The organism is Pseudomonas sp. NPDC087185 (assembly GCF_044744955.1).
Taxonomy (GTDB): Bacteria; Pseudomonadota; Gammaproteobacteria; order Pseudomonadales; family Pseudomonadaceae; genus Aquipseudomonas.
On record NZ_JBIUZK010000001.1, the window covers coordinates 1037001 to 1056447 of the forward strand.

At 63.4% G+C, this 19447-nt stretch carries 17 protein-coding genes; 8 read left to right on the top strand and 9 right to left on the bottom strand.

Annotated features, from left to right (window positions below):
• Positions 1-4 precede the first annotated feature (4 nt).
• Together ACIPIJ_RS04945 and ACIPIJ_RS04950 are read left to right on the top strand one after the other, a co-directional pair.
• Positions 5-346, top strand: coding sequence for a zinc ribbon domain-containing protein YjdM (locus ACIPIJ_RS04945; RefSeq protein WP_401073242.1), 342 nt, complete (start codon positions 5-7; stop codon positions 344-346).
• 152 nt (positions 347-498) lie between these two features.
• Positions 499-744: a hypothetical protein gene (locus tag ACIPIJ_RS04950; RefSeq protein ID WP_401073244.1), complete on the top strand. Its 246-nt coding sequence runs from the start codon at positions 499-501 to the stop codon at positions 742-744.
• 65 nt (positions 745-809) lie between these two features.
• On the opposite strand, the gene ACIPIJ_RS04955 is transcribed toward ACIPIJ_RS04950, so the two are convergent.
• The 5 genes from ACIPIJ_RS04955 to ACIPIJ_RS04975 all read right to left on the bottom strand — a co-directional run bounded on the left by ACIPIJ_RS04955 (position 810) and on the right by ACIPIJ_RS04975 (position 5497).
• Complete coding sequence (locus ACIPIJ_RS04955) at positions 810-1427, bottom strand: FKBP-type peptidyl-prolyl cis-trans isomerase (RefSeq protein WP_401073246.1); 618 nt, start codon at positions 1425-1427, stop codon at positions 810-812.
• A gap of 85 nt (positions 1428-1512) precedes the next feature.
• On the bottom strand, positions 1513-1818 hold the full coding sequence (locus ACIPIJ_RS04960; RefSeq protein WP_401073249.1) for a DUF6482 family protein: 306 nt from the start codon (positions 1816-1818) through the stop codon (positions 1513-1515).
• A 127-nt stretch (positions 1819-1945) separates the two neighbouring features.
• Positions 1946-2434 carry a TIGR00645 family protein gene (locus ACIPIJ_RS04965; protein WP_016501546.1) on the bottom strand — a complete coding sequence of 163 codons (489 nt, stop codon included), beginning with the start codon at positions 2432-2434 and terminating at the stop codon, positions 1946-1948.
• Positions 2435-2555: 121 nt separating this feature from the next.
• On the bottom strand, positions 2556-2894 hold the full coding sequence (locus ACIPIJ_RS04970; protein ID WP_003247487.1) for a hypothetical protein: 339 nt from the start codon (positions 2892-2894) through the stop codon (positions 2556-2558).
• A gap of 164 nt (positions 2895-3058) precedes the next feature.
• The gene (locus tag ACIPIJ_RS04975) at positions 3059-5497 is read right to left on the bottom strand and encodes a Lon protease family protein (RefSeq protein WP_401073252.1); all 2439 of its coding nucleotides are present in this window, start codon (positions 5495-5497) and stop codon (positions 3059-3061) included.
• Between the two features lie 253 nt (positions 5498-5750).
• On the opposite strand from ACIPIJ_RS04975, the gene ACIPIJ_RS04980 reads away from it, so the two are divergent.
• The 4 genes from ACIPIJ_RS04980 to ACIPIJ_RS04995 all read left to right on the top strand — a co-directional run bounded on the left by ACIPIJ_RS04980 (position 5751) and on the right by ACIPIJ_RS04995 (position 9243).
• Positions 5751-6239 carry a DUF3015 domain-containing protein gene (locus tag ACIPIJ_RS04980; protein WP_400797926.1) on the top strand — a complete coding sequence of 163 codons (489 nt, stop codon included), beginning with the start codon at positions 5751-5753 and terminating at the stop codon, positions 6237-6239.
• Positions 6240-6315: 76 nt separating this feature from the next.
• Positions 6316-8169, top strand: a complete 1854-nt coding sequence (locus ACIPIJ_RS04985) for a DUF4105 domain-containing protein (protein WP_401073255.1) — start codon at positions 6316-6318, stop codon at positions 8167-8169.
• Positions 8170-8321: 152 nt separating this feature from the next.
• Entirely contained in the window at positions 8322-8678 is a 357-nt protein-coding gene (locus tag ACIPIJ_RS04990) for a hypothetical protein (RefSeq protein WP_401073258.1), read from the top strand.
• Between the two features lie 67 nt (positions 8679-8745).
• Positions 8746-9243 carry a GreA/GreB family elongation factor gene (locus ACIPIJ_RS04995; protein WP_401073261.1) on the top strand — a complete coding sequence of 166 codons (498 nt, stop codon included), beginning with the start codon at positions 8746-8748 and terminating at the stop codon, positions 9241-9243.
• 136 nt (positions 9244-9379) lie between these two features.
• On the opposite strand, the gene gdhA is transcribed toward ACIPIJ_RS04995, so the two are convergent.
• From gdhA to ACIPIJ_RS05010, 3 genes are all read right to left on the bottom strand, one after another.
• Complete coding sequence (gene gdhA / locus ACIPIJ_RS05000; protein WP_401073264.1) at positions 9380-10720, bottom strand: NADP-specific glutamate dehydrogenase; 1341 nt, start codon at positions 10718-10720, stop codon at positions 9380-9382.
• Between the two features lie 311 nt (positions 10721-11031).
• Positions 11032-12699 carry an energy-dependent translational throttle protein EttA gene (gene ettA / locus ACIPIJ_RS05005; RefSeq protein WP_401073267.1) on the bottom strand — a complete coding sequence of 556 codons (1668 nt, stop codon included), beginning with the start codon at positions 12697-12699 and terminating at the stop codon, positions 11032-11034.
• Positions 12700-12876: 177 nt separating this feature from the next.
• Positions 12877-13281 carry a hypothetical protein gene (locus tag ACIPIJ_RS05010; RefSeq protein ID WP_401073270.1) on the bottom strand — a complete coding sequence of 135 codons (405 nt, stop codon included), beginning with the start codon at positions 13279-13281 and terminating at the stop codon, positions 12877-12879.
• A 259-nt stretch (positions 13282-13540) separates the two neighbouring features.
• Between ACIPIJ_RS05010 and ACIPIJ_RS05015 the strand changes: the two genes are divergently transcribed.
• Both ACIPIJ_RS05015 and glyA read left to right on the top strand, forming a co-directional pair.
• The gene (locus ACIPIJ_RS05015; protein WP_401073272.1) at positions 13541-17371 is read left to right on the top strand and encodes an EAL domain-containing protein; all 3831 of its coding nucleotides are present in this window, start codon (positions 13541-13543) and stop codon (positions 17369-17371) included.
• A 247-nt stretch (positions 17372-17618) separates the two neighbouring features.
• A complete protein-coding gene (gene glyA, locus ACIPIJ_RS05020; RefSeq protein ID WP_401073275.1) occupies positions 17619-18872 on the top strand; it encodes a serine hydroxymethyltransferase in 1254 nt (417 codons plus the stop codon).
• A gap of 238 nt (positions 18873-19110) precedes the next feature.
• On the opposite strand, the gene ACIPIJ_RS05025 is transcribed toward glyA, so the two are convergent.
• Positions 19111-19395 (bottom strand): hypothetical protein, encoded by a 285-nt coding sequence (locus tag ACIPIJ_RS05025; protein WP_401073278.1) that lies wholly within the window; start codon positions 19393-19395, stop codon positions 19111-19113.
• Positions 19396-19447 lie beyond the last annotated feature (52 nt).

Genomic DNA, 19447 nt, shown 5'->3' on the forward strand with positions numbered 1-19447 from the left:
CGAAGTGAGCACTCTGCCAGCCTGCCCCAAATGCAACTCCGAATACACCTATGAGGATGGCACTCAACTGATCTGCCCCGAATGCGCCCACGAGTGGTCGGCCAACGGCGAAGCCGATGTGGCCAGCGATGACGTGGTGAAGAAGGATTCGGTCGGCAATGTGCTGCAGGACGGCGACACCGTCACCGTGATCAAGGACCTCAAGGTCAAGGGCTCGTCCCTGGTGGTCAAGGTCGGCACCAAGGTCAAGAACATCCGCCTGTGCGACGGCGACCACGACATCGACTGCAAAATTGACGGCATCGGCGCCATGAAGCTTAAGTCGGAGTTCGTGCGCAAGGTCTGATTGCAGTGTGCGACAGGGCTGCTATTCAGGTGGCCCTGACAGATCCTGCAAGAGGATCATCGGCACCATTTGGAAGAATTCTTCCAATAGACCCTTGCTATTTTGATAATAAGAATTATTCTCATTGGAACTGCTATCCAAGGAGAATAGCCATGACCTACCTGATCGACGCCTGGCTGGACCGCCCTCACCCCTATCTGCGCATCTTGCACCGCGAGACCGGCGAAGTGTGCGCCGTACTCGAGGAAGAAGCCCTCGACGAACTGCGTGAGCAGGGTGACCTGGACATGAACGGGTTGAATTCGAGCGAGCCGGTGGTGCTCAAGGAGCTGGTGCGGAATTTGTTCCTGTTCTGCTATGCGCGGGCCTTGCGCCCGGTGGGAACGGATTGGAACTGAGGCCGGCAGTACCGGCCTCATCGCTGGCAAGCCGGCGAATGGGCCGCCTAGCGGCCCCAGGGGCATTACAGAACGTCGAGCAGCTCGACGTCGAATACCAGCACGCTGTGCGGCGGGATGCTGCCAACGCCTTGGGCGCCGTAAGCCAGCTCGCTCGGCACGTACAGGCGCCATTTGCTGCCCGCGTTCATCAGCTGCAGGGCTTCGGTCCAGCCAGCGATCACGCCGCCAACCGGGAATTCAGCCGGCTGGCCACGGTCGTAGGAACTGTCGAACACGGTGCCGTCGATCAGGGTGCCGTGGTAGTGGGTACGCACGTTGCTCTCGCGGGTCGGCTTGGCGCCTTCACCTGCGGTCAGCACTTCGAACTGCAGGCCCGAGGCCAGGGTGGTAATGCCTTCACGCTTGGCGTTTTCGGCCAGGAATTCCTTGCCAGCGCCAGCAGCGGCTTCAGCCTTGGCTGCAGCTTCGGCTTGCATGATGTCGCGGATCACTTTGAAGCTGGCCGACAGGTCGGCTTCGCTGACGCGGCTGTCGGCGCCGTTGAAGGCGTCGGTCAGGCCAGCCAGGATGGCTTCCAGGCTCACGCCCGGTGGCGGGTTGTCGCGCAGCTGGCCGCCCAGCTGACGGCCGATGCCGTAGCTTACGCGGGTTTCGTCGGTGGACAGGTTGAGTTCGGACATGGTTGTGCTCCACTGCAGGGCGCAGTGCAGCCGCGCCCTTGATGAAAAGGGCGAGCAGCCTAGCACACTGGGGCGCTGCGAGCAGCTACCAGGCCGAACGCTGGGAAATCGGCACTTTGAGGTCTTCTTCCGGGTGCGAACCCATGCCGCACATCTCGTCCTGAACAGACCAGTGCACCAGGTTCATCGAGACCATCGGGATGGTTTGCAGCAACTTGCGGGCATCCTCTACCGAGTGCACGCGCAGGCGTTCACCACGGGTATCGGAGAGCGGGTGGGCACGGCCCTTGAGCCGGGCTTCAAGGAGATAATCGCCGCCTTCGATGGCGATCAGGTTCACTTCGTCGACATGGCCTGCCCTGGCCTCAAGATTGAGCTGATGCAGGTTCATGGGAGCACCTCGCTGGCGGAACCAGGCATGAGTGCTCATTTTTCATACAGCCCCGCCGAAAGCACAAGCTGAAAACGCCACCGCCCGTCCGTTTTGCAACGAACGGGCGGCGCAGTCTGGCCAGCACTCAGTGCTTGGTCAGCTTGTCCAGGTAACCCATGCAGAACGCCGAGACCACGAAGGTCATGTGAATGATCACATACCACATCAAGTAGTCGGTGGAGATGTTCTGGGCGTCCATGAACACCCGCAGCAGGTGGATGGAGGAAATCGCCACGATCGAGGCGGCGACCTTCATCTTCAGCGACGAGGAGTCCATCTTGCCCAGCCAGTTGAGCTTCTCCTTGCTGTCGTCGATGTCCAACTGCGAAACGAAGTTTTCGTAGCCGGAGATCATCACCATCACCAGCAGGCCGCCGACCAGCGACATGTCGATCAGCGACAGGATCACCAGGATCAGGTCGGCTTCGCTCAGGGCAAAGACGTTGGGCAGGACGTGGACAACTTCCTGGAAGAACTTCAGCGCCAGCGCCAGCAGGCCCAGCGACAAGCCGAAGTAAATGGGGGCGAGCAGCCAGCGCGAGGCATACATCGCGTTTTCGAGAATACGTTCCATGGAGGGTTTGGGACTCGTCAGGTGACTGGAAAAGCGAGCCCGAGTATAGCCAGCCACCTGTGACAGCAAAAGCCTGCGGTCAGTTGCCGCAGCCGCCCTACATACAATCGAGACCATTCACTCAGGTTTCTGGATGGAACTGGTAATCCCCCAGGTTACGGCAACGCTCACCGTTGATGCGGCGCAATTGCGCCTGCAGGTGCAAGCACCAGATCTGCGGGTCCTCGGCCACCTGGTACCCGTGCAGGGTCAGGCTGTCGACGATGGCATTGAGCACCGACTCGGCCACCAGCGGGCCATGGAACGGCCCCTGGGCCTTGATGGCAGAGGGTTGTTCACCGGCCATGCCGGCGGCGAACAGCAAGGTCCACATGCCGTTGTCGCCGGCCAGCGGACGGATGCTGCATTCAATACGGGTCACCAGGCCCAGGCACTGGCGAGTAAGGCTGAGGTTGCGCATGGCAGCGTCCCCCTCCAATAAGCCCTGTTCAACCCGAAACGTTCGGGCTGTCTCCATCCTGAACCCTGCTGCCGTCCTTAAGTTCCAGCATAGAATAATGCTGTAAAAAGATGGAAAACCGGCGCTGAACGGTAGCACATGGCCGCCAGCGCCGATTTATTGACTCAGGCCGGCTTGGCCTGGGCAATCACCTCTTCCAGGCGTTCCTTTTCCGCCTTCTCGATGTCTTCCTCGCTGATCATCTCGGCGATCTCGCGCAGGCGCTCGACCACCCGGGCGTTGACGCTGCCCTCGGTGAACAGACCCTCGTCGTTCAGCACCCCGGCCTCCTCGCCCACCAGCAGGCTCAGCGCCTCGTCGGCCTGGCTGACCGCGTAGACGTGGAACATGCCATTCTCGACCGCCTGCAGCACACGCTCGTCGAGCATCAACGTGGCGACGTTGGCGCGCGGGATGATCACCCCTTGCTCGCCGGTCAGGCCGCGGGCCTCGCACAGGCGGAAGAAGCCTTCGATCTTCTCGTTGACCCCACCCACCGCCTGTACTTCACCAAACTGGTTGATCGAGCCGGTAATGGCAAAGCACTGCTTGAGCGGTGTACGCGACAACGCCGAGATCAGTGTGCACGCTTCACCCAGCGATGCACTGTCACCGTCCACATAACCGTAGGACTGTTCCAGGGCGATGCTTGCCGAAATCGCCAGGGGGAATTCCTGAGCGTAACGGCTGCCCAGGTAACCGGTGAGGATCATCACCCCTTTGGAGTGGATCGGCTGGCCCAGGTTGACCTCGCGCTCGATGTCGACGATGCCGCTGCCGCCCGGGTAGACCGTAGCGGAGATACGCGCCGGCATGCCGAATGCCGAGTCGCCGACTTCCAGCACGGTAAGCCCGTTGCACTTGCCGATGGCCGCGCCTTCCGTGTCGATCAGGATGATGCCGGCGAGCATGTCGTCGAGCACTCGCTGCGAGACGCGCCCGGTGCGGGTAGCCTTGGCTTTGAGCGCACGTTCGATGTGCCCGGCGTCGGTCATCTCGTCACTGGCCAGCTGGCGGATGAAATCGGCCTCGCTGACCAGCTGGAACAGGTCACCGATGCGCGCCGACAGGCGCGACTGGTTTTCCGCCAGGCGCGCGCTGTAGGTGGCCAGGCGCGCCACCGCATCGCTGGTCAGCGGCGCCATGCCCTCCTCGTTGGTACGGGTACGCAGCAGCTGGGCGAACTGTTCGAGGTTTTCGTCGACCATCGGCATGTCTTCATCGAAGTCCACCAGCACCCGGAACATCTCCTGGAAGTCCGAATCGTGGTCCTGCAGCGCGTAGTACAGCTGACGCGAGCCGATGATCACCAGTTTCACGTTCAGCGGGATCATCTGCGGCTGCAGGCTGACACTGGCAACGCGGCCCAGCTCACCGATCGGCGATTCCATCTTCAGCTTGCGCGACTGCAGGGCGCGCTTCAGCGCATCCCAAACGAACGGCTCGCCGAGCATCTTCTCCGCTTCGAGGATCAGGAAGCCGCCATTGGCGCGGTGCAGCGCGCCCGGGCGCAACTGGCGGTAGGAGGTGTACAGCGCACCCTGGTCGGTGCTGTATTCGATGCGGCCGAACAGATTGTCGTAGGTCGGGTGCGGCTCGAACACCACCGGGGCACCGCCAGCGGCATGGTGGCCGACCACCAGGCTGGGGGCGTACTGCTCTTCGAGCAGCTTGCGCGCCACGGCGTCGGTCTTGCTGTCATCGACCAACTGCTCGACCACGGTACGCAGCAGGTTCAGCTGCACCGATTGCAGGTAGGCGCACACTTCCGCGTTCTCGGCGTACTTTTCCGACAAAGGCGCCAGCAATGGCTGCAGTGCCAGGGTGATGGTTTCTTCGTTGAGGTGGCGCAGCTGGTTGTTCGACTCGCGCTTCCATTGCGGCAAGCTGGCCAGCTCTTCGTTGAGGCGCTCCTCGAGGAAGGCGATGTCCTCGTGGAACTGCTCGCGGACTTCTTCCGGAAGCTGGGCGAATTCAGCCTCGTCCAGCGCCTTGCCGTCGGCCATCGGGGTGAAGGCCACGTTGCTGGCGTCGCGGTACAGGGCCACGTCTTTTTCCAGCGAGGCGCGCTCGATCACATCCAGGGCGCGGTCGTAACGCTGGTTGAAGGCGCGGTCGATGGCGCCCTTCTTCTGCTGATAGGACGGGTGCTCGAACACGGCCGGGAAGGTCGCCAGCAGGTTGTCGATCAGGCCCCCCATGTCGCTGATGAATTCGGCCGCGCTGCCCGACGGCAGCTCCAGCGCACGCGGCTCGCGGGCGTCATCGAAGTGGTTGACGTAGACCCAGTCGGCCGGGGTCTGCTGGCGCTTGCCCTCGGCCTTGAGGTAGCGTTTGACGAACGAGAAGCGACCGGTGCCGGGCTCGCCCATCACATACACGTTGTAGCCAGGGCGTGGCATGGCCACGCCGAATTGCAGGGCCTCGACAGCACGTTCCTGGCCCAGGACTCCGCGAAACGGCTCCAGATCGTCGGTGGTGGCAAAGGCAAACTGCTCGGGGGAAAAGCGCCTGGTCAAAGCTTCAGGCGCGAGACGCAGGCGCGCAGCGACAGGATCGGGCATTGGGTATCCTTACTTCGGCGGGGCAGATACGCAGCATTCTGGCGCTGCCCACGCGCGCCTTGCAAGGCATGTCAGGACTTTATGTCGCAGCGGGTGTGGCCTGATGCTCAAGCAAATTTTTAGCAATCAGCAACGCAACCTTTAGATCGTGCCTAAACTCCAAGCTGCGCGGGTGGGTGAAACGCTTTCCCGCCTGGCAACCGAGTTGCCAGAAACCCTGACCCTTGGTTAAGACAAATAGAGAACAAATGCTATGAAACGGATTCTTCTGGGTACTCTGTTCACCGTGGTCTCCCTCAACGCCATGGCCGAAGCGCCAGGTGGCCCGAACTGCGGCTGGGGCAACATGCTCTTCGAAGGCCAGCGCGGCACCCCGGCCCACTTCCTGGCCTCCACCACCAACGGCACCTCCGGCAACGCCACCTTCGGCATGACCTCCGGCACCAACGGCTGCTCCACCAAGGCTTCGCTGACCTACGGCGGCAAGTCCTGGTTCGCCATGAATGGCATGATGAACGAGCTGTCCGAAGACATGGCCATGGGCCAAGGCGAAGCGCTCACCACGTACGCCGTGGTCCTGGGCGTGGCACCGGAAGACCGTGGCTACTTCAACTCGGTCGCCCACCAGCACTTCAACCAGATCTTCAGCAGCGCCGACGTGACTGCCGAGACTGTCCACAGCAACACCCTGGCGGTGCTGAAAAACGACCCACGCCTGGCCAAGTACGCAACCGAAGCTTAAGCGCGGCTGCTCCCGCCCCAGCCCTGGGGCGGGTTTTCGCCTTTTTATCGGCATCGTTTAGAAGTAGTTGCCCGACATGCTCAAACGCCTCGCTTACCTGGCGCTGTGTGCCTGCGCCCCTGTTCATGCCGCGCCCGCGCTGGATGAAGGCCGTCTCCAGCAACTGGCCAACACCCCCTACTGGATTGCCCTGGGCCATTACGAAACCGCCAAGCTCGGCGGCTGGCGCAGCTATGTCGACGACCGAAAGTTCTTCCTCGCCGAAGACGGCGCGCACCACCCTGACCAAGAGCTGCGGGCCACGGTCCAGGCGCTGTACGCCCCGGCCAGCCTGGGTGACAAACACGCCCAGTGCGTTTTCCCGGCACGTACCCGCTGGCTGAGTGAGCAGCTCGGCCTGAAGGGTTTGCCGCAGCCGGATTGCCAGGAATTCAAGACCTGGTACCAGTCGATCGACCCGCACAGCGCGGCGCTGATCTTCCCGGCGGCCTACCTGAACAGCCCCTCGTCGATGTTCGGCCATACCCTGCTGCGCATCGACCAGTCCAACACCCGCAGCGACGACACCACGCTGCTGAGCTACGCGATCAACTTCGGTGCCTACATCGAAGGCAGCGACAACAGCATCCTGTATGCCTGGAAGGGCCTGATGGGCGGCTACCCCGGTCTGTTCGCGCTGATGCCCTATCAGGAAAAACTCTCCGAATACCGCAGCCTGGAAAACCGCGACCTGTGGGAATACCAACTGGACCTCACGCCCGAAGAAACCGGGCGCATGGTCGAGCACGTGTGGGAGCTCAAGCAGGTCCAGTTCGACTACTTCTTCTTCGACGAAAACTGCTCCTATCGCCTGCTGGAGCTGCTGCAGGTGGCCCGGCCGAGCCTGGACCTGACCTCGCAGTTCCCGCTCACCGCGATCCCCACCGACACGGTCAAGGCCGTCAAACAGTCCGGCCTGGTCGCCAGCGAAACCTACCGCCCTTCGCGCGAGCGCGAACTGCTGGCCCGCGCCGAGCCACTGGACCATAACGAGAAACGCCAGGTACTGGCCGTGAGTGCCGACACCGCACAGCTGCAAAGCCCGGGCTTCACCGCCCTGCCCCGCGAGCGCCAGGCGCTGGTGCAGGATGCCGCGTACCGCCTGGAGCGCTACCGCGCCAACGGCCAGCAACGCGATCCCGGCCAGGCCAAGCGCAGCTTCGAGCTGCTGCGGGCGATCAACAGCAACCCGCCGCCGCCCCTGCAGATCGAACGCCCAGGGCTGCCCGAGGACGGCCACGACTCGCGCACCTGGCAGCTCGGCGTCGGCACCCGCGAGGACCGCGCTTATGCCGAGTACGGCTTGCGCATGGCCTATCACGACCTCAACGACAACGCCTATGGCTTCCCACTCGGCGCGCAGATCGAGATCCTGCAGCTCAAGGTGCGCCAGTACGAAGGCAACGACTGGCAGGTGCAGCGCCTGGACCTGGCTACCATCCGCTCGCTGACACCCCGCAACGACCTGCTCAAACCGTGGTCATGGCAGGTTGCCGGAGGGCTGGAGCGGGTGCCAGGCAAGCACGACGACGAGGTGCTGGTCAGCCACGTCAACGGCGGTGCCGGCGGCACCTGGCAGCTGGCCGACGGCCTGTTGGGCTTTGCCCTGGGCACGGTGCGGGTCGAGCACCACAATGACTTCGCCCAGTTCATCGCCCCCGCGGCAGGGTTCAATGGCGGGGTGTTGTGGCGCAACGGCCTGGGCAACCTGACGCTGGAGGCCAAGGGCGATTACTTCACCAATGGCGAAGTTCGGCGCAGCGTGAGCCTGAACCAGCAGTGGGAGATCAGCCAGAACCTGGGGTTGAGGTTGAGTGCTTCACGCGAGTTCAGCCACCTGGCTACCGCGCAGAACGAAGTGATGCTTGAGGTGAAGTGGTATCACTATTGACTGTACCGGCCCTATCGCCGGCATGCCGCCGATAGGGCCGGTACAGTCAACACCAGACACTGTGAACCAACCGACTCTTTGACACGGTTTTGACAGCGCCTCGACAACGGGCCACCTAGACTTTCCTGCATCATTCAGAGGGTCTGGTGGCCATGTCGCGGTACTGGTTTTGCGTGTGCATTGCGGTGTTGCTTTCCGGTTGCGAAACCACCCACGAGCAGATGATCAGCCGCGGCTATCCCCCCGCCTATGCCGACGGTTTCCAGGACGGTTGCAGCAGCGGCCGCCAGGCGGCCGGGTTGATGGTTGGCGGTTTTAGCAAGGACGTGCCGCGCTACCTGCACAACCGCCAGTACGAAAGCGGCTGGGACGACGGCTTTCGCCAATGCCATGCGATGCAGAACAGCGAAGCGCAACGCCAATACCACGAGCGCTTCTGGGACGAGCGTGACCGCGAGTGGCAGCAGGAGAAGGACCGCGGCGCCGCCCGGGCCTACCGCCACGATTAGGTCGCAAACGGACATCCATTGAAACCCGCAACCTGCCACCATGGTCTCCAGCACAAGGAGGCCCCGCATGAGCCGAGCATTCGTCAACGAGGACCAGGCCGCCGCCCAGGCCGACCAGCCAGTGGAGCGGCGTGTCAGCGACCAGCCCAATTACGTGACCGTCAGCGGCCTGCGCCAGTTGCAGCAGCGCGTGGCCGAGCTGAATGCCTTGCGCGCCGAGCAGCAGGCCCAGGGCGACCGTGCTGACAAGCAGCGCCTGGCCGATGCCGAGCGTGATCTGCGTTACTTCAGCGCCAGGGTGCAAAGCGCGCAGGTGGTGCCTGCCGCTACCTCGAACAGCAAGGTGCAGATTGGCAGCCGGGTGACGTTTGTTGATGAACGGGGCCAGGAGCACAGCGTGCAGCTGGTGGGTGAGGATGAAGCCGATGCCAGCCATGGGCTGATCAACTGGGGGTCGCCCCTGGGGCGGGCGTTATTGGGCGCGGGGCCTGGGGATGAGGTGATGTGGCGGCGGCCGGCGGGGGACCAGATGATCGAGGTCATCGCTATCGTAAGCGAGGCTTGAAGAAAAGGGCCGCTGCGCACCCTACTCGCCGGCAAGCCGGCTCCTACAGGGACAGCGCTGAGCCTGAGGCCGGCGCGGTACCGGTGGGAGCCGGCTTGCCGGCGAGTGGGCTGCAAGGCAGCCCCGAGGCGTCGAATCAGACCACGCCTTGCGCCAGCATGGCATCGGCCACTTTCACGAAGCCGGCGATGTTGGCGCCCTTCACGTAGTTGATCTTGCCATCGGCCTCTTCACCGTAGTGCACGCAGGCATGGTGAATCGACTGCATGATGTGGTGCAACTTGCTGTCCACTTCACCGGCAGTCCACAGCAGGCGCATGGCGTTCTGCGACATTTCCAGGCCCGACACGGCCACGCCGCCGGCATTGGAGGCCTTGCCCGGTGCGTACAGGATGCCGGCCTCCAGGAAGATATCCACAGCCTCCAGCGTGGTCGGCATGTTGGCGCCTTCGGCCACGCAGATGCAGCCATTGCGCAGCAGGGTGCGGGCGTCTTCGGTGCCCAGCTCGTTCTGCGTGGCACACGGCAGCGCGATGTCGCACGGCAGGGTCCATGGGGTCTGGCCCTTGCGGAACTCCAGGCCGAACTGCGCGGCCAGTTCGCTGATGCGGCCACGCTTGACGTTCTTCAGCTCCATCACGGCGTCCCACTGAGCGTCGGTCAGGCCGGCTTCGGCGTACAGGGTGCCTTCGGAGTCGGACAGCGAGATGACCTTGCCACCCAGGTCCATGACCTTGCGCGCGGCATACTGGGCCACGTTGCCGGAGCCAGAGATGGCCACGCGGCGGCCGTCGATGCGCAGGTTCTGGCGCTTGAGCATTTCTTCGGCGAAGTACACACAGCCGTAGCCAGTGGCTTCAGGGCGGATCAGGCTGCCGCCGTAGGTCATGCCCTTGCCGGTCAGCACCGAAGTGAACTGGTTGGCCAGGCGCTTGTACTGGCCGAACATGAAGCCGATCTCACGAGCACCAACGCCGATGTCACCGGCCGGCACGTCGCAGTCGGCGCCGATGTGGCGGTACAGCTCGCTCATGAACGCCTGGCAGAAGCGCATCACTTCGGCATCGCTCTTGCCCTTCGGGTCGAAATCCGAACCGCCCTTGCCGCCGCCCATGGGCAGCGAGGTGAGAGAGTTCTTGAACACCTGCTCGAAGGCCAGGAACTTGAGCACGCCCAGGTTCACCGACGGGTGGAAGCGCAGGCCGCCCTTGTAAGGGCCGATGGCGCTGCTCATCTGGATGCGGTAGCCGCGGTTGACCTGGACCTTGCCCTGGTCATCGACCCACGACACGCGGAACAGCACGGCACGCTCAGGCTCGACCATGCGCTCGAGGATGCCGGCTTGCAGGTAGTGCGGGTTGGCTTCGAGGAACGGCCACAGGCTGCGCAGCACTTCTTCCACCGCCTGGTGAAATTCGGGCTGGGCCGGGTCGCGTTGCTTCAGGCGCGCGAGGAAATTGTCGACGGATTCGATCATGGTAGACGTCTCACCAAGAGGGATTGGACTTATTGGTTTTTTTCGAATGTACCAAGAAGCAATCGCACTGGAATAGGGCGAAATGTCGTTTTTATGAAATTATTTGGTGCGCTTTATATAAATGTATACAAAATCACCTTAGCGGTGTCCGCTTCGCGGGCAAGTCCGCTTCCACCAGCTCTGCACTGTTTTCAAAGCCTGTGGCGAATCTGTGGGAGCTGAGCCTGCCCGCGGAAGGGCCAGCGCAGCTTTTATGGAAGGCACAAAAATGGGGCCACCGAGGGCCCCATTCTTGTGCAGCTTAAACCGGCTTACTGGGCCAGCTTCTTGTGACGCACACGGTGCGGCTGGGCAGCAGCATCGCCCAGGCGCTTCTTGCGGTCGGCTTCGTACTCGGTGTAGTTGCCCTCGAAGAACATCACGTTCGAGTCGTCTTCGTACGCCAGGATGTGGGTCGCCACACGGTCCAGGAACCAACGGTCGTGGGAAATCACGATCGCGGCGCCCGGGAAGTCCAGCAGGGCTTCTTCCAGCGAACGCAAGGTTTCGACGTCCAGGTCGTTGGACGGTTCGTCGAGCAGCAGGACGTTGCCGCCCTCCTTCAGGGTCAGGGCCAGGTGCAGGCGGCCACGCTCACCACCGGACAGGTCCTTGACGAACTTCTGCTGGTCGCCGCCTTTGAAGTTGAAACGGCCCACGTAGGTGCGCGACGGGATCTCGTAGTTGCCGATGCGGATCTGGTCGGAACCGTCGGAAATCTGCTGGAACACGGTCTTGGCACCGTCCAGGTCTTCGCGGCTCTGGTCCACACAGGCCAGCTGCACGGTTTCACCGATCTCGATGCTGCCCGAGTCCGGCTGCTCCTTGCCCATCAGCATGCGGAACAGGGTCGACTTACCGGCGCCGTTACCGCCGATCACGCCAACGATGGCGCCCTTCGGCATGGCGAACGACAGGTTGTCGATCAGCACGCGGTCGCCATAGCCTTTGGAGACGTTCTTGAACTCGATGACCTTGTCACCCAGGCGCGGGCCGGCCGGGATGTAGATCTCGTTGGTCTCGCTGCGCTTCTGGAATTCCTGCGACTGCATTTCTTCGAAACGCTGCAGACGGGCCTTGGATTTGGACTGGCGGGCCTTGGCGCCTTTGCGCACCCACTCCAGTTCCTCTTTCATGGCCTTCTCGTGGGCGCTCTGCTGCTTGGACTCTTGCGCCAAGCGGTCCGACTTGGCCTCCAGCCAGCCCGAGTAGTTGCCTTCGTACGGGATGCCGGCGCCGCGGTCCAGTTCGAGGATCCAGCCGGCGACGTTGTCGAGGAAGTAACGGTCGTGGGTAATCGCAACCACGGTGCCCGGGAAATCGTGCAGGAAGCGCTCAAGCCAGGCGACCGAATCGGCATCCAGGTGGTTGGTCGGTTCGTCGAGCAGCAGCATGTCGGGGGCCGACAGCAGCAGGCGGCACAGCGCCACACGGCGTTTTTCACCACCGGACAGGTGTTCGATTTTTGCGTCCCAGGCCGGCAGGCGCAGCGCGTCGGCGGCGACGTCCAGCTGGCGCTCCAGGTTGTGGCCGTCGGCAGCCTGCAGGATGGACTCCAGCTTGGCCTGTTCGGCAGCCAGCTTGTCGAAGTCGGCGTCCGGTTCCGCGTAGGCGGCGTAGACCTCGTCCAGGCGAGCCTGGGCGTCCTTGATCACGCTGACCGCTTCCTCGACCACTTCACGTACGGTCTTGGTCGGGTCCAGTTGCGGTTCCTGCGGCAGGTAACCGACGTTGATGTCGGGCATCGGACGGGCTTCGCCGTCGAATTCCTTGTCGACGCCCGCCATGATCCGCAGCAGGGTCGATTTACCCGCGCCGTTCAAGCCGAGTACGCCGATCTTGGCGCCCGGGAAGAACGACAGGGAAATGTTCTTGAGAATTTCCCGCTTCGGCGGCACGACCTTGCTCAGCCGATGCATGGTGTAGACGTATTGAGCCAAAACCAAGCCCTCTAATCAGATAGGTAAAGACATCGACAAACGCCCGGCCAGGTGGCCAGGGGGATGTGTTTACGGGGTGTCATTGAACAAAGTCGACCATTCTACGCCAACGCGCGGCGTTGCACAGGGTGGTCGGATGGTGGGATCAACAGGGGCCGCCGTGCGGCCCAGGATGGCTCAGACGTGACGCTGTTTAGCCTTGCCACGCGGCAAGCGGCAACCGCCGCCCTGCTCGGCCAGGCGCGCGGCCCAGGCGGATTTGACACTGAAGCCGCCAGTACGGGCAGGCTGCTCGGCAACCTTGGCCGGCTTGGCGGCAGGTTGGCTGGCGGGCGTGTTGCTGACTGCCTTGGTGGCAGGCTTTGCCGCCACCTCAACCTCAGCCGGTGCTGCCGCCTTGGCGGTCTTGCGCAGTTCGGCCAACGAAGGCGTCTTGTTCTTCGAAGCAGAAGCCTCAGGTTTGACCAGCGACCGCTGGCACGACTTGCAGGATACGTCCTCGGTCACGGCAGTGCTGACAAGGGTCTGACTGCTGCGCCCACAGGCGGAATCGAGGCCATTGGAGGAAAAGTGAGTAACCAAAAGCGAACATCTCCGATGCGTTGTCATTGAAGCGGCCGGCATTCTCGCACAGGAAGCAGGGGCTTGCCGAACCGCCAGCGTTGACCACGACCATCGGCAGCGCTCAGCAGGGCTGGCACTTTGCCATAATGATAGGCATGCTAGCCCGTTTCGGGTGTCCGGCCTTATAGTGCGCCACCGCGGCCCGGCCACCCAGGCACCGGCATACACCGTGCATGATCAATCCCTGCCATCGCCAGCCCAATAGCAGGATCAACGCTTGACCAATCTCAATCATCCGTCTCCGTTGCGCCCCGCCACGCCGGCTCCCGCCGCGTCGATGCGCGGCTCGGTCAAAGGCGCGCTGGCCCTGCTGGCCCTGGTGCTGCTGGGCCTGCTGCTATGGCAACTGTTCGCGCAGTTCCGCCACACCCAGGCCGACCAGCGCCAGCAGAACCTGGAGGCGAGCGCCGAGCTGGCCGACCACCTGGGCCTGAACATGGCGCTCAAGGCCCAGCAGGCGCTGAATGTGGTACAGCCGTATGTCAAAGCGCCGACGCCCGCCGCCCTGCCGAGCCTGCTCGGCACCCTGCGCGAGCGCCTGCCTACCCTGCGCGACCTGGCCTGGCTGGACCACAGCGGCCAGCTGCTGAGCGACAGCCTGGCCGGCAGCCCCGACCGTCAGCTGATTGACGAGCTGTTCCAGCTGAACCAGGGGCGCCCGTACTTCTTCGCCAACTCGGCGGACAACCGCACCGTCTACCTGCTGCTGCGCCAGGCGGCCGAACAGGACCGCGGCTACTGGCTGCTGCGCCTTACCAGCGATTATTACCGCACACTCACCGTGCACCTCGACGGCCCCAACCATCCGCTGTGGCTGCTGGAAAACAGCCGCAGTGGCGATGTACTGGAACGCCACGCGCCCACGCACAGCAGCGACGAACCGCTGCAAAGCGTGATGCTGGCCTTCATCGACAACAGCGCCTGGCAACTGCGCGGCCTGTTCGATGCCGGGCTGGCCCAGCAGAAACTGCTGCCGGCGCTGCTCGGCAAGGTGCTGCTGGCTCTGTTCTGCGCCCTGCTACCCGTGCTGGCGCTAATCAACATGCGCCGCCGCCAGCGCGCCCTGCAGGAAGACCGCCGGCGTTACCACGAAATTTTCGAGGGCACCGGCGTAGCGCTGTGCGTACTCGACCTCTCCAGCCTGCCTGGCCAGCTCGACCGCTACCACCTGCGCAACCTCGCCGCGCTCAAGCAGAGCCTGGCGCTCGACCCCAACCTGCGCCGCTCGCTGCTGCAGGAACTGAAGATCACCGAGATCAACCAGGTGGCGCGCCAACTGCTCAATGTCGACTGCCACGAAGGCGCCTGGCAACGGCTGATCGACGGCAGCGGCAATGGCCTCGACAGCGTCGGCATGCAATTGATCGACGCGCTGATCGAACAGCGCTCGCTGCTTGAACTGGAGGTACGCCTGCCCGCGCCGCTGGGTGGCGAGCTGCACCTGTGGCTGATGGCGCGCCTGCCCGAGCAACGGCGCGACTACCAGGCGGTGATCCTGAGCATCAGCGACATCACCAGCCGCAAGCAGGTGGAGCTGTCGTTGCTGGAGCGCGAAAGCTTCTGGTCGGACGTGGTGCGCACCGTGCCCGACCAGCTGTACGTGCAGGACGTGCTCAGCCAGCGGATGATCTTCAGCAACCGCCACCTCGGCCAGACCCTCGGCTACGACCGCACCGAGCTTGCGCAGATGGGCGACCGCTTCTGGGAGCTGCTGCTGCACCCTGAAGACGCCGCGCATTACCAGGCCTTGCGCCAACAGCAGCGCGGCAACGGCCACGACCAGCCACTGCATTGCCAGTTGCGCTTCCGCCACCGCGACGGCGGCTGGCGCTGCTACGACATCCGCGAACAAGTGCTGACCCGCGACGGCGATGGCCTGGTGACGCGGATCATCGGCGTGGGCAAGGACGTCACCGTGCAGATCGAGGCCAGCCAGTCGCTGCGTGACAGCGAACAACGCTACCGCATGCTCGCCGAAAGCATCAGCGACGTGATTTTCTGCACCGACAGCCGCCTGCAGCTGAACTACGTCAGCCCGTCGGTGCAGGCGGTGCTGGGCTACCAGGCCGACTGGATCTTCGACAACGGCTGGCAGTCGATCATCGCCAACCCGTCCCAGCTCACCGGCATCTACAGCCTGATGGAGCGGGTCAGCAAAGCCATGGGCGACAGCGAGCAGCTGGCGCAACTGCGCCGCCAGTTGCCCACCCAGCTGTTCCTGTTCGACTGCCTGCGCGCCGACGGCCGCAAGATCCCCATCGAGCTGCGCCTGGTGCTGGTGTGGGACGACCACGAGCGCTTCGAAGGCGTGCTGGGCGTGGGCCGCGACATCAGCCAGCAACGCCGGGCGGAAAAAGACCTGCGCATGGCCGCCACGGTATTCGAGCACTCCACCTCGGCGATCCTCATCACCGACCCGGCCGGCTACATCGTGCAGGCCAACGAGGCGTTCAGCCGGGTCAGCGGCTACCAGGTCAGCGACGTGCTCGACCAGCTGCCGAGCATGCTCACCGTCGACGAACAGCAGGAAGGCCACCTGCGCTACATCCTCAAGCAACTAAGCCAACGCGGCAGCTGGGAAGGCGAAGTGTGGCTCAAGCGCCGCGATGGCGAGCGCTACCCGGCGTGGGTCGGCATTACCGCGGTGCTCGACGACGAAGGCGACCTGGCCAGCTACGTGTGCTTCTTCACCGACATCAGCGAGCGCAAGGCCAGCGAGCAGCGCATCCACCGCCTGGCGTACTACGACGCCCTCACCCACCTGCCCAACCGCACGCTGTTCCAGGACCGCCTGCACACCGCGCTGCAACAGGCCGACCGGCAGAAGTCTTGGGTGGTGCTGATGTTCCTCGACCTTGACCGTTTCAAGCCGATCAACGACTCGCTCGGCCACGCCGCCGGCGACCGCATGCTCAAGGACATGGCCCTGCGCCTGCTGGCCTGCGTCGACGACGACGACACCGTGGCGCGCATGGGCGGCGACGAGTTCACCCTGCTGCTGCAATCGCGCGCCACCCGCGAGATGGCGCTCAACCGCGCCATCCACGTGGCCGAGAACATCCTCGCCAGCCTGGTGCGGCCGTTCGTGCTGGAGGGCCGCGAGTTCTTCGTTACCGCCAGTATCGGCATCGCCCTCAGCCCGCAGGACGGCAGCGAGCTGAGCCAGCTGATGAAGAACGCCGACACCGCCATGTACCACGCCAAGGAGCGCGGCAAGAACAACTTCCAGTTCTACCAGGCCGAGATGAACGCCAGCGCCCTGGAGCGCCTGGAGCTGGAAAGCGACCTGCGCCACGCCCTGGAGCAGAACGAGTTCATCCTCTACTACCAGCCGCAGTTCAGCGGCGACGGCAAGCGCCTGACCGGTGCCGAGGCGCTGCTGCGCTGGCGCCACCCGACCCGCGGCCTGGTGCCACCGGGCGACTTCATCCCGGTGATCGAAGAGCTGGGCCTGGTGGTGGATGTCGGCGACTGGGTGCTGCGCGAGGCCAGCCGCCAGCTCAAGGCCTGGCACAAGGCCAAGGTGCGCGTGCCGAAGGTGTCGGTGAACATTTCGGCGCGGCAGTTCTCCGACGGCCAGCTGGGCAACCGCATCGCCACCATCTTGGAAGAAAGCGGCCTGCCGCCGGCCTGCCTGGAGCTTGAGCTGACCGAAAGTATCCTGATGCGCGACGTGAACGAAGCGATGCAGATACTCGACGGCCTGAAAGTGCTGGGCCTGAGTATCGCGGTCGACGACTTCGGTACCGGCTACTCGTCGCTCAACTACCTCAAGCAGTTCCCCATCGACGTGCTGAAGATCGACCGCACCTTCGTCGATGGCCTGCCCGAGGGCGAGCAGGACGCGCAGATCGCCCGGGCGATCATCGCCATGGCCCACAGCCTGAACCTGGCGGTGATCGCCGAAGGTGTCGAAACTCACGAGCAGCTGGAATTCTTGCGCGAGCACGGTTGCGATGAGGTGCAGGGTTACCTGTTCGGCCGGCCGATGCCGGCCAACCAGTTCGAGGCGCAGTTCGCCAACGAGACGTTGTTCATGTTCCAGTGAACCCGTGCAAGGTGACCCGATCCCTGTGGGAGCGTGTTGACGCGCCCCCACAGGTACGGTGCTGCGGCTGAAATCTGCGCCCAAAAAGCGGACCTGAAAGTCAACTCACGCCCCCCAGCCAGCCCAGGCACGGCGCGGGATGCAACATGAAGCCCATTGGTCCGCGACTTGACGCCACTTCATATGCCAGGCGCGAATCAATCGGTTAGAATGCCCCCCCAATTCATCCCGATCCTTGAGGACCGTTATGTTCAGCCGTGATTTGACCATTGCCAAGTACGACGCCGAGCTCTTCGAAGCCATGCAGCAAGAAGCTCTGCGCCAGGAAGAGCATATCGAGCTGATCGCTTCGGAAAACTACACCAGCCCAGCGGTCATGGAAGCTCAGGGTTCGGTCCTGACCAACAAGTACGCCGAAGGCTACCCAGGCAAGCGTTACTACGGTGGTTGCGAGTACGTCGACGTGGTCGAGCAACTGGCCATCGACCGCGCCAAGGAGCTGTTCGGCGCCGACTACGCCAACGTCCAGCCGCACGCAGGCTCGCAAGCCAACGCCGCGGTCTACCTGGCCCTGCTGTCGGCCGGTGACACCATCCTGGGCATGAGCCTGGCCCACGGCGGCCACCTGACCCACGGTGCTTCGGTCAGCTCGTCGGGCAAGCTGTACAACGCTATCCAGTACGGTATCGACGGCAATGGCCTGATCGACTACGACGAAGTCGAGCGCCTGGCTGTAGAGCACAAGCCGAAGATGATCGTTGCCGGCTTCTCGGCCTACTCGCAAGTGCTGGACTTCCCACGCTTCCGCGAAATCGCCGACAAGGTCGGTGCCTACCTGTTCGTCGACATGGCCCACGTGGCTGGCCTGGTTGCCGCTGGCGTGTACCCGAACCCGGTGCCGTTCGCCGACGTGGTCACCACCACCACCCACAAGACCCTGCGCGGCCCGCGTGGCGGCCTGATCCTGGCCCGTGCCAACGCCGACATCGAGAAGAAGCTGAACTCTGCCGTCTTCCCAGGCGCCCAAGGCGGCCCGCTGGAGCACGTGATTGCCGCCAAGGCCATCTGCTTCAAGGAAGCCCTCCAGCCTGAGTTCAAGGCTTACCAGCAGCAAGTGGTGAAAAACGCCCAGGCCATGGCCAGCGTGTTCATCGAGCGTGGTTTCGACGTCGTTTCCGGCGGCACCCAGAACCACCTGTTCCTGCTGTCGCTGATCAAGCAGGAAATCTCCGGTAAGGACGCCGACGCGGCCCTGGGCAAGGCCTTCATCACCGTCAATAAAAACTCGGTGCCGAACGACCCACGCTCCCCGTTCGTGACCTCGGGCCTGCGTTTCGGCACCCCAGCCGTCACCACCCGCGGCTTCAAAGAAGCCGAGTGCAAGGAACTGGCTGGCTGGATCTGCGACATCCTCGCCGACCTGAACAACGACGCCGTCATCGACGCCGTGCGTGAAAAGGTCAAGGCCATCTGCAAGCAGCTGCCGGTGTACGGCAACTGATTGGCGTTAGCCTGATGTGAAAAAGCCCGGCCTGAGTGCCGGGCTTTTTCATGCTTCGCAAACCGCTATAGCAACGACTTGAACGTTGCAAGCAGTAAGGGATTCTCTCTGACTCAGGTTTCGTTCGCCGAGCGCATTACCACACCCGTGGCGGCTTTGCGCGATTGGGAATAAGGCCGCTTCGTGCCTCCAGGTGGTGTGCTATGCCTGATGCGTTGGTCCTCAAGCATCCTGATGCTCACCGGCCTTTGGCAGCCAATTCCGCCCTGCGCTTACGCTTGCGTAGGCTGGCCCGAACCACGCTGATCAGAATGGCCAGCACCGTAAGCCCCGAAGCCACCAGCCACCCTGTCGCGGCCATCGCCCGGAAAAACCCAGGCAGGAACGGAACTGCCCCAGCGCTGACGAGCGCAAGGCACAGCCAGGGCATGAAAATGATGTAAAGCAGTGGGCCGTAAACGACGGTCCGAAGGACCAGGCTCACTCCGTCAACCCAGTCATTCCAGTGGTGTGGCTTAGCCATAATACTTTTCCTTGATCGGCAGCGTTGAGCAGTCGCCACGGTGCGGTGCAGG

Excerpts from the sequence above, each read along its gene's own strand:
- ACIPIJ_RS05025 (WP_401073278.1), bottom strand. The coding sequence starts at position 19,395 with ATGGCTAAGCCACACCACTGGAATGACTGGGTTGACGGAGTGAGCCTG.
- ACIPIJ_RS04960 (WP_401073249.1), bottom strand. The coding sequence starts at position 1,818 with ATGAACCTGCATCAGCTCAATCTTGAGGCCAGGGCAGGCCATGTCGAC.
- ACIPIJ_RS04950 (WP_401073244.1), top strand. The coding sequence starts at position 499 with ATGACCTACCTGATCGACGCCTGGCTGGACCGCCCTCACCCCTATCTG.
- ACIPIJ_RS04985 (WP_401073255.1), top strand. The coding sequence starts at position 6,316 with ATGCTCAAACGCCTCGCTTACCTGGCGCTGTGTGCCTGCGCCCCTGTT.
- ACIPIJ_RS04990 (WP_401073258.1), top strand. The coding sequence starts at position 8,322 with ATGTCGCGGTACTGGTTTTGCGTGTGCATTGCGGTGTTGCTTTCCGGT.
- ACIPIJ_RS04970 (WP_003247487.1), bottom strand. The coding sequence starts at position 2,894 with ATGCGCAACCTCAGCCTTACTCGCCAGTGCCTGGGCCTGGTGACCCGT.
- ACIPIJ_RS04980 (WP_400797926.1), top strand. The coding sequence starts at position 5,751 with ATGAAACGGATTCTTCTGGGTACTCTGTTCACCGTGGTCTCCCTCAAC.
- ACIPIJ_RS04975 (WP_401073252.1), bottom strand. The coding sequence starts at position 5,497 with ATGCCCGATCCTGTCGCTGCGCGCCTGCGTCTCGCGCCTGAAGCTTTG.
- glyA (WP_401073275.1), top strand. The coding sequence starts at position 17,619 with ATGTTCAGCCGTGATTTGACCATTGCCAAGTACGACGCCGAGCTCTTC.
- gdhA (WP_401073264.1), bottom strand. The coding sequence starts at position 10,720 with ATGATCGAATCCGTCGACAATTTCCTCGCGCGCCTGAAGCAACGCGAC.
- ACIPIJ_RS04955 (WP_401073246.1), bottom strand. The coding sequence starts at position 1,427 with ATGTCCGAACTCAACCTGTCCACCGACGAAACCCGCGTAAGCTACGGC.
- ACIPIJ_RS04965 (WP_016501546.1), bottom strand. The coding sequence starts at position 2,434 with ATGGAACGTATTCTCGAAAACGCGATGTATGCCTCGCGCTGGCTGCTC.
- ACIPIJ_RS04995 (WP_401073261.1), top strand. The coding sequence starts at position 8,746 with ATGAGCCGAGCATTCGTCAACGAGGACCAGGCCGCCGCCCAGGCCGAC.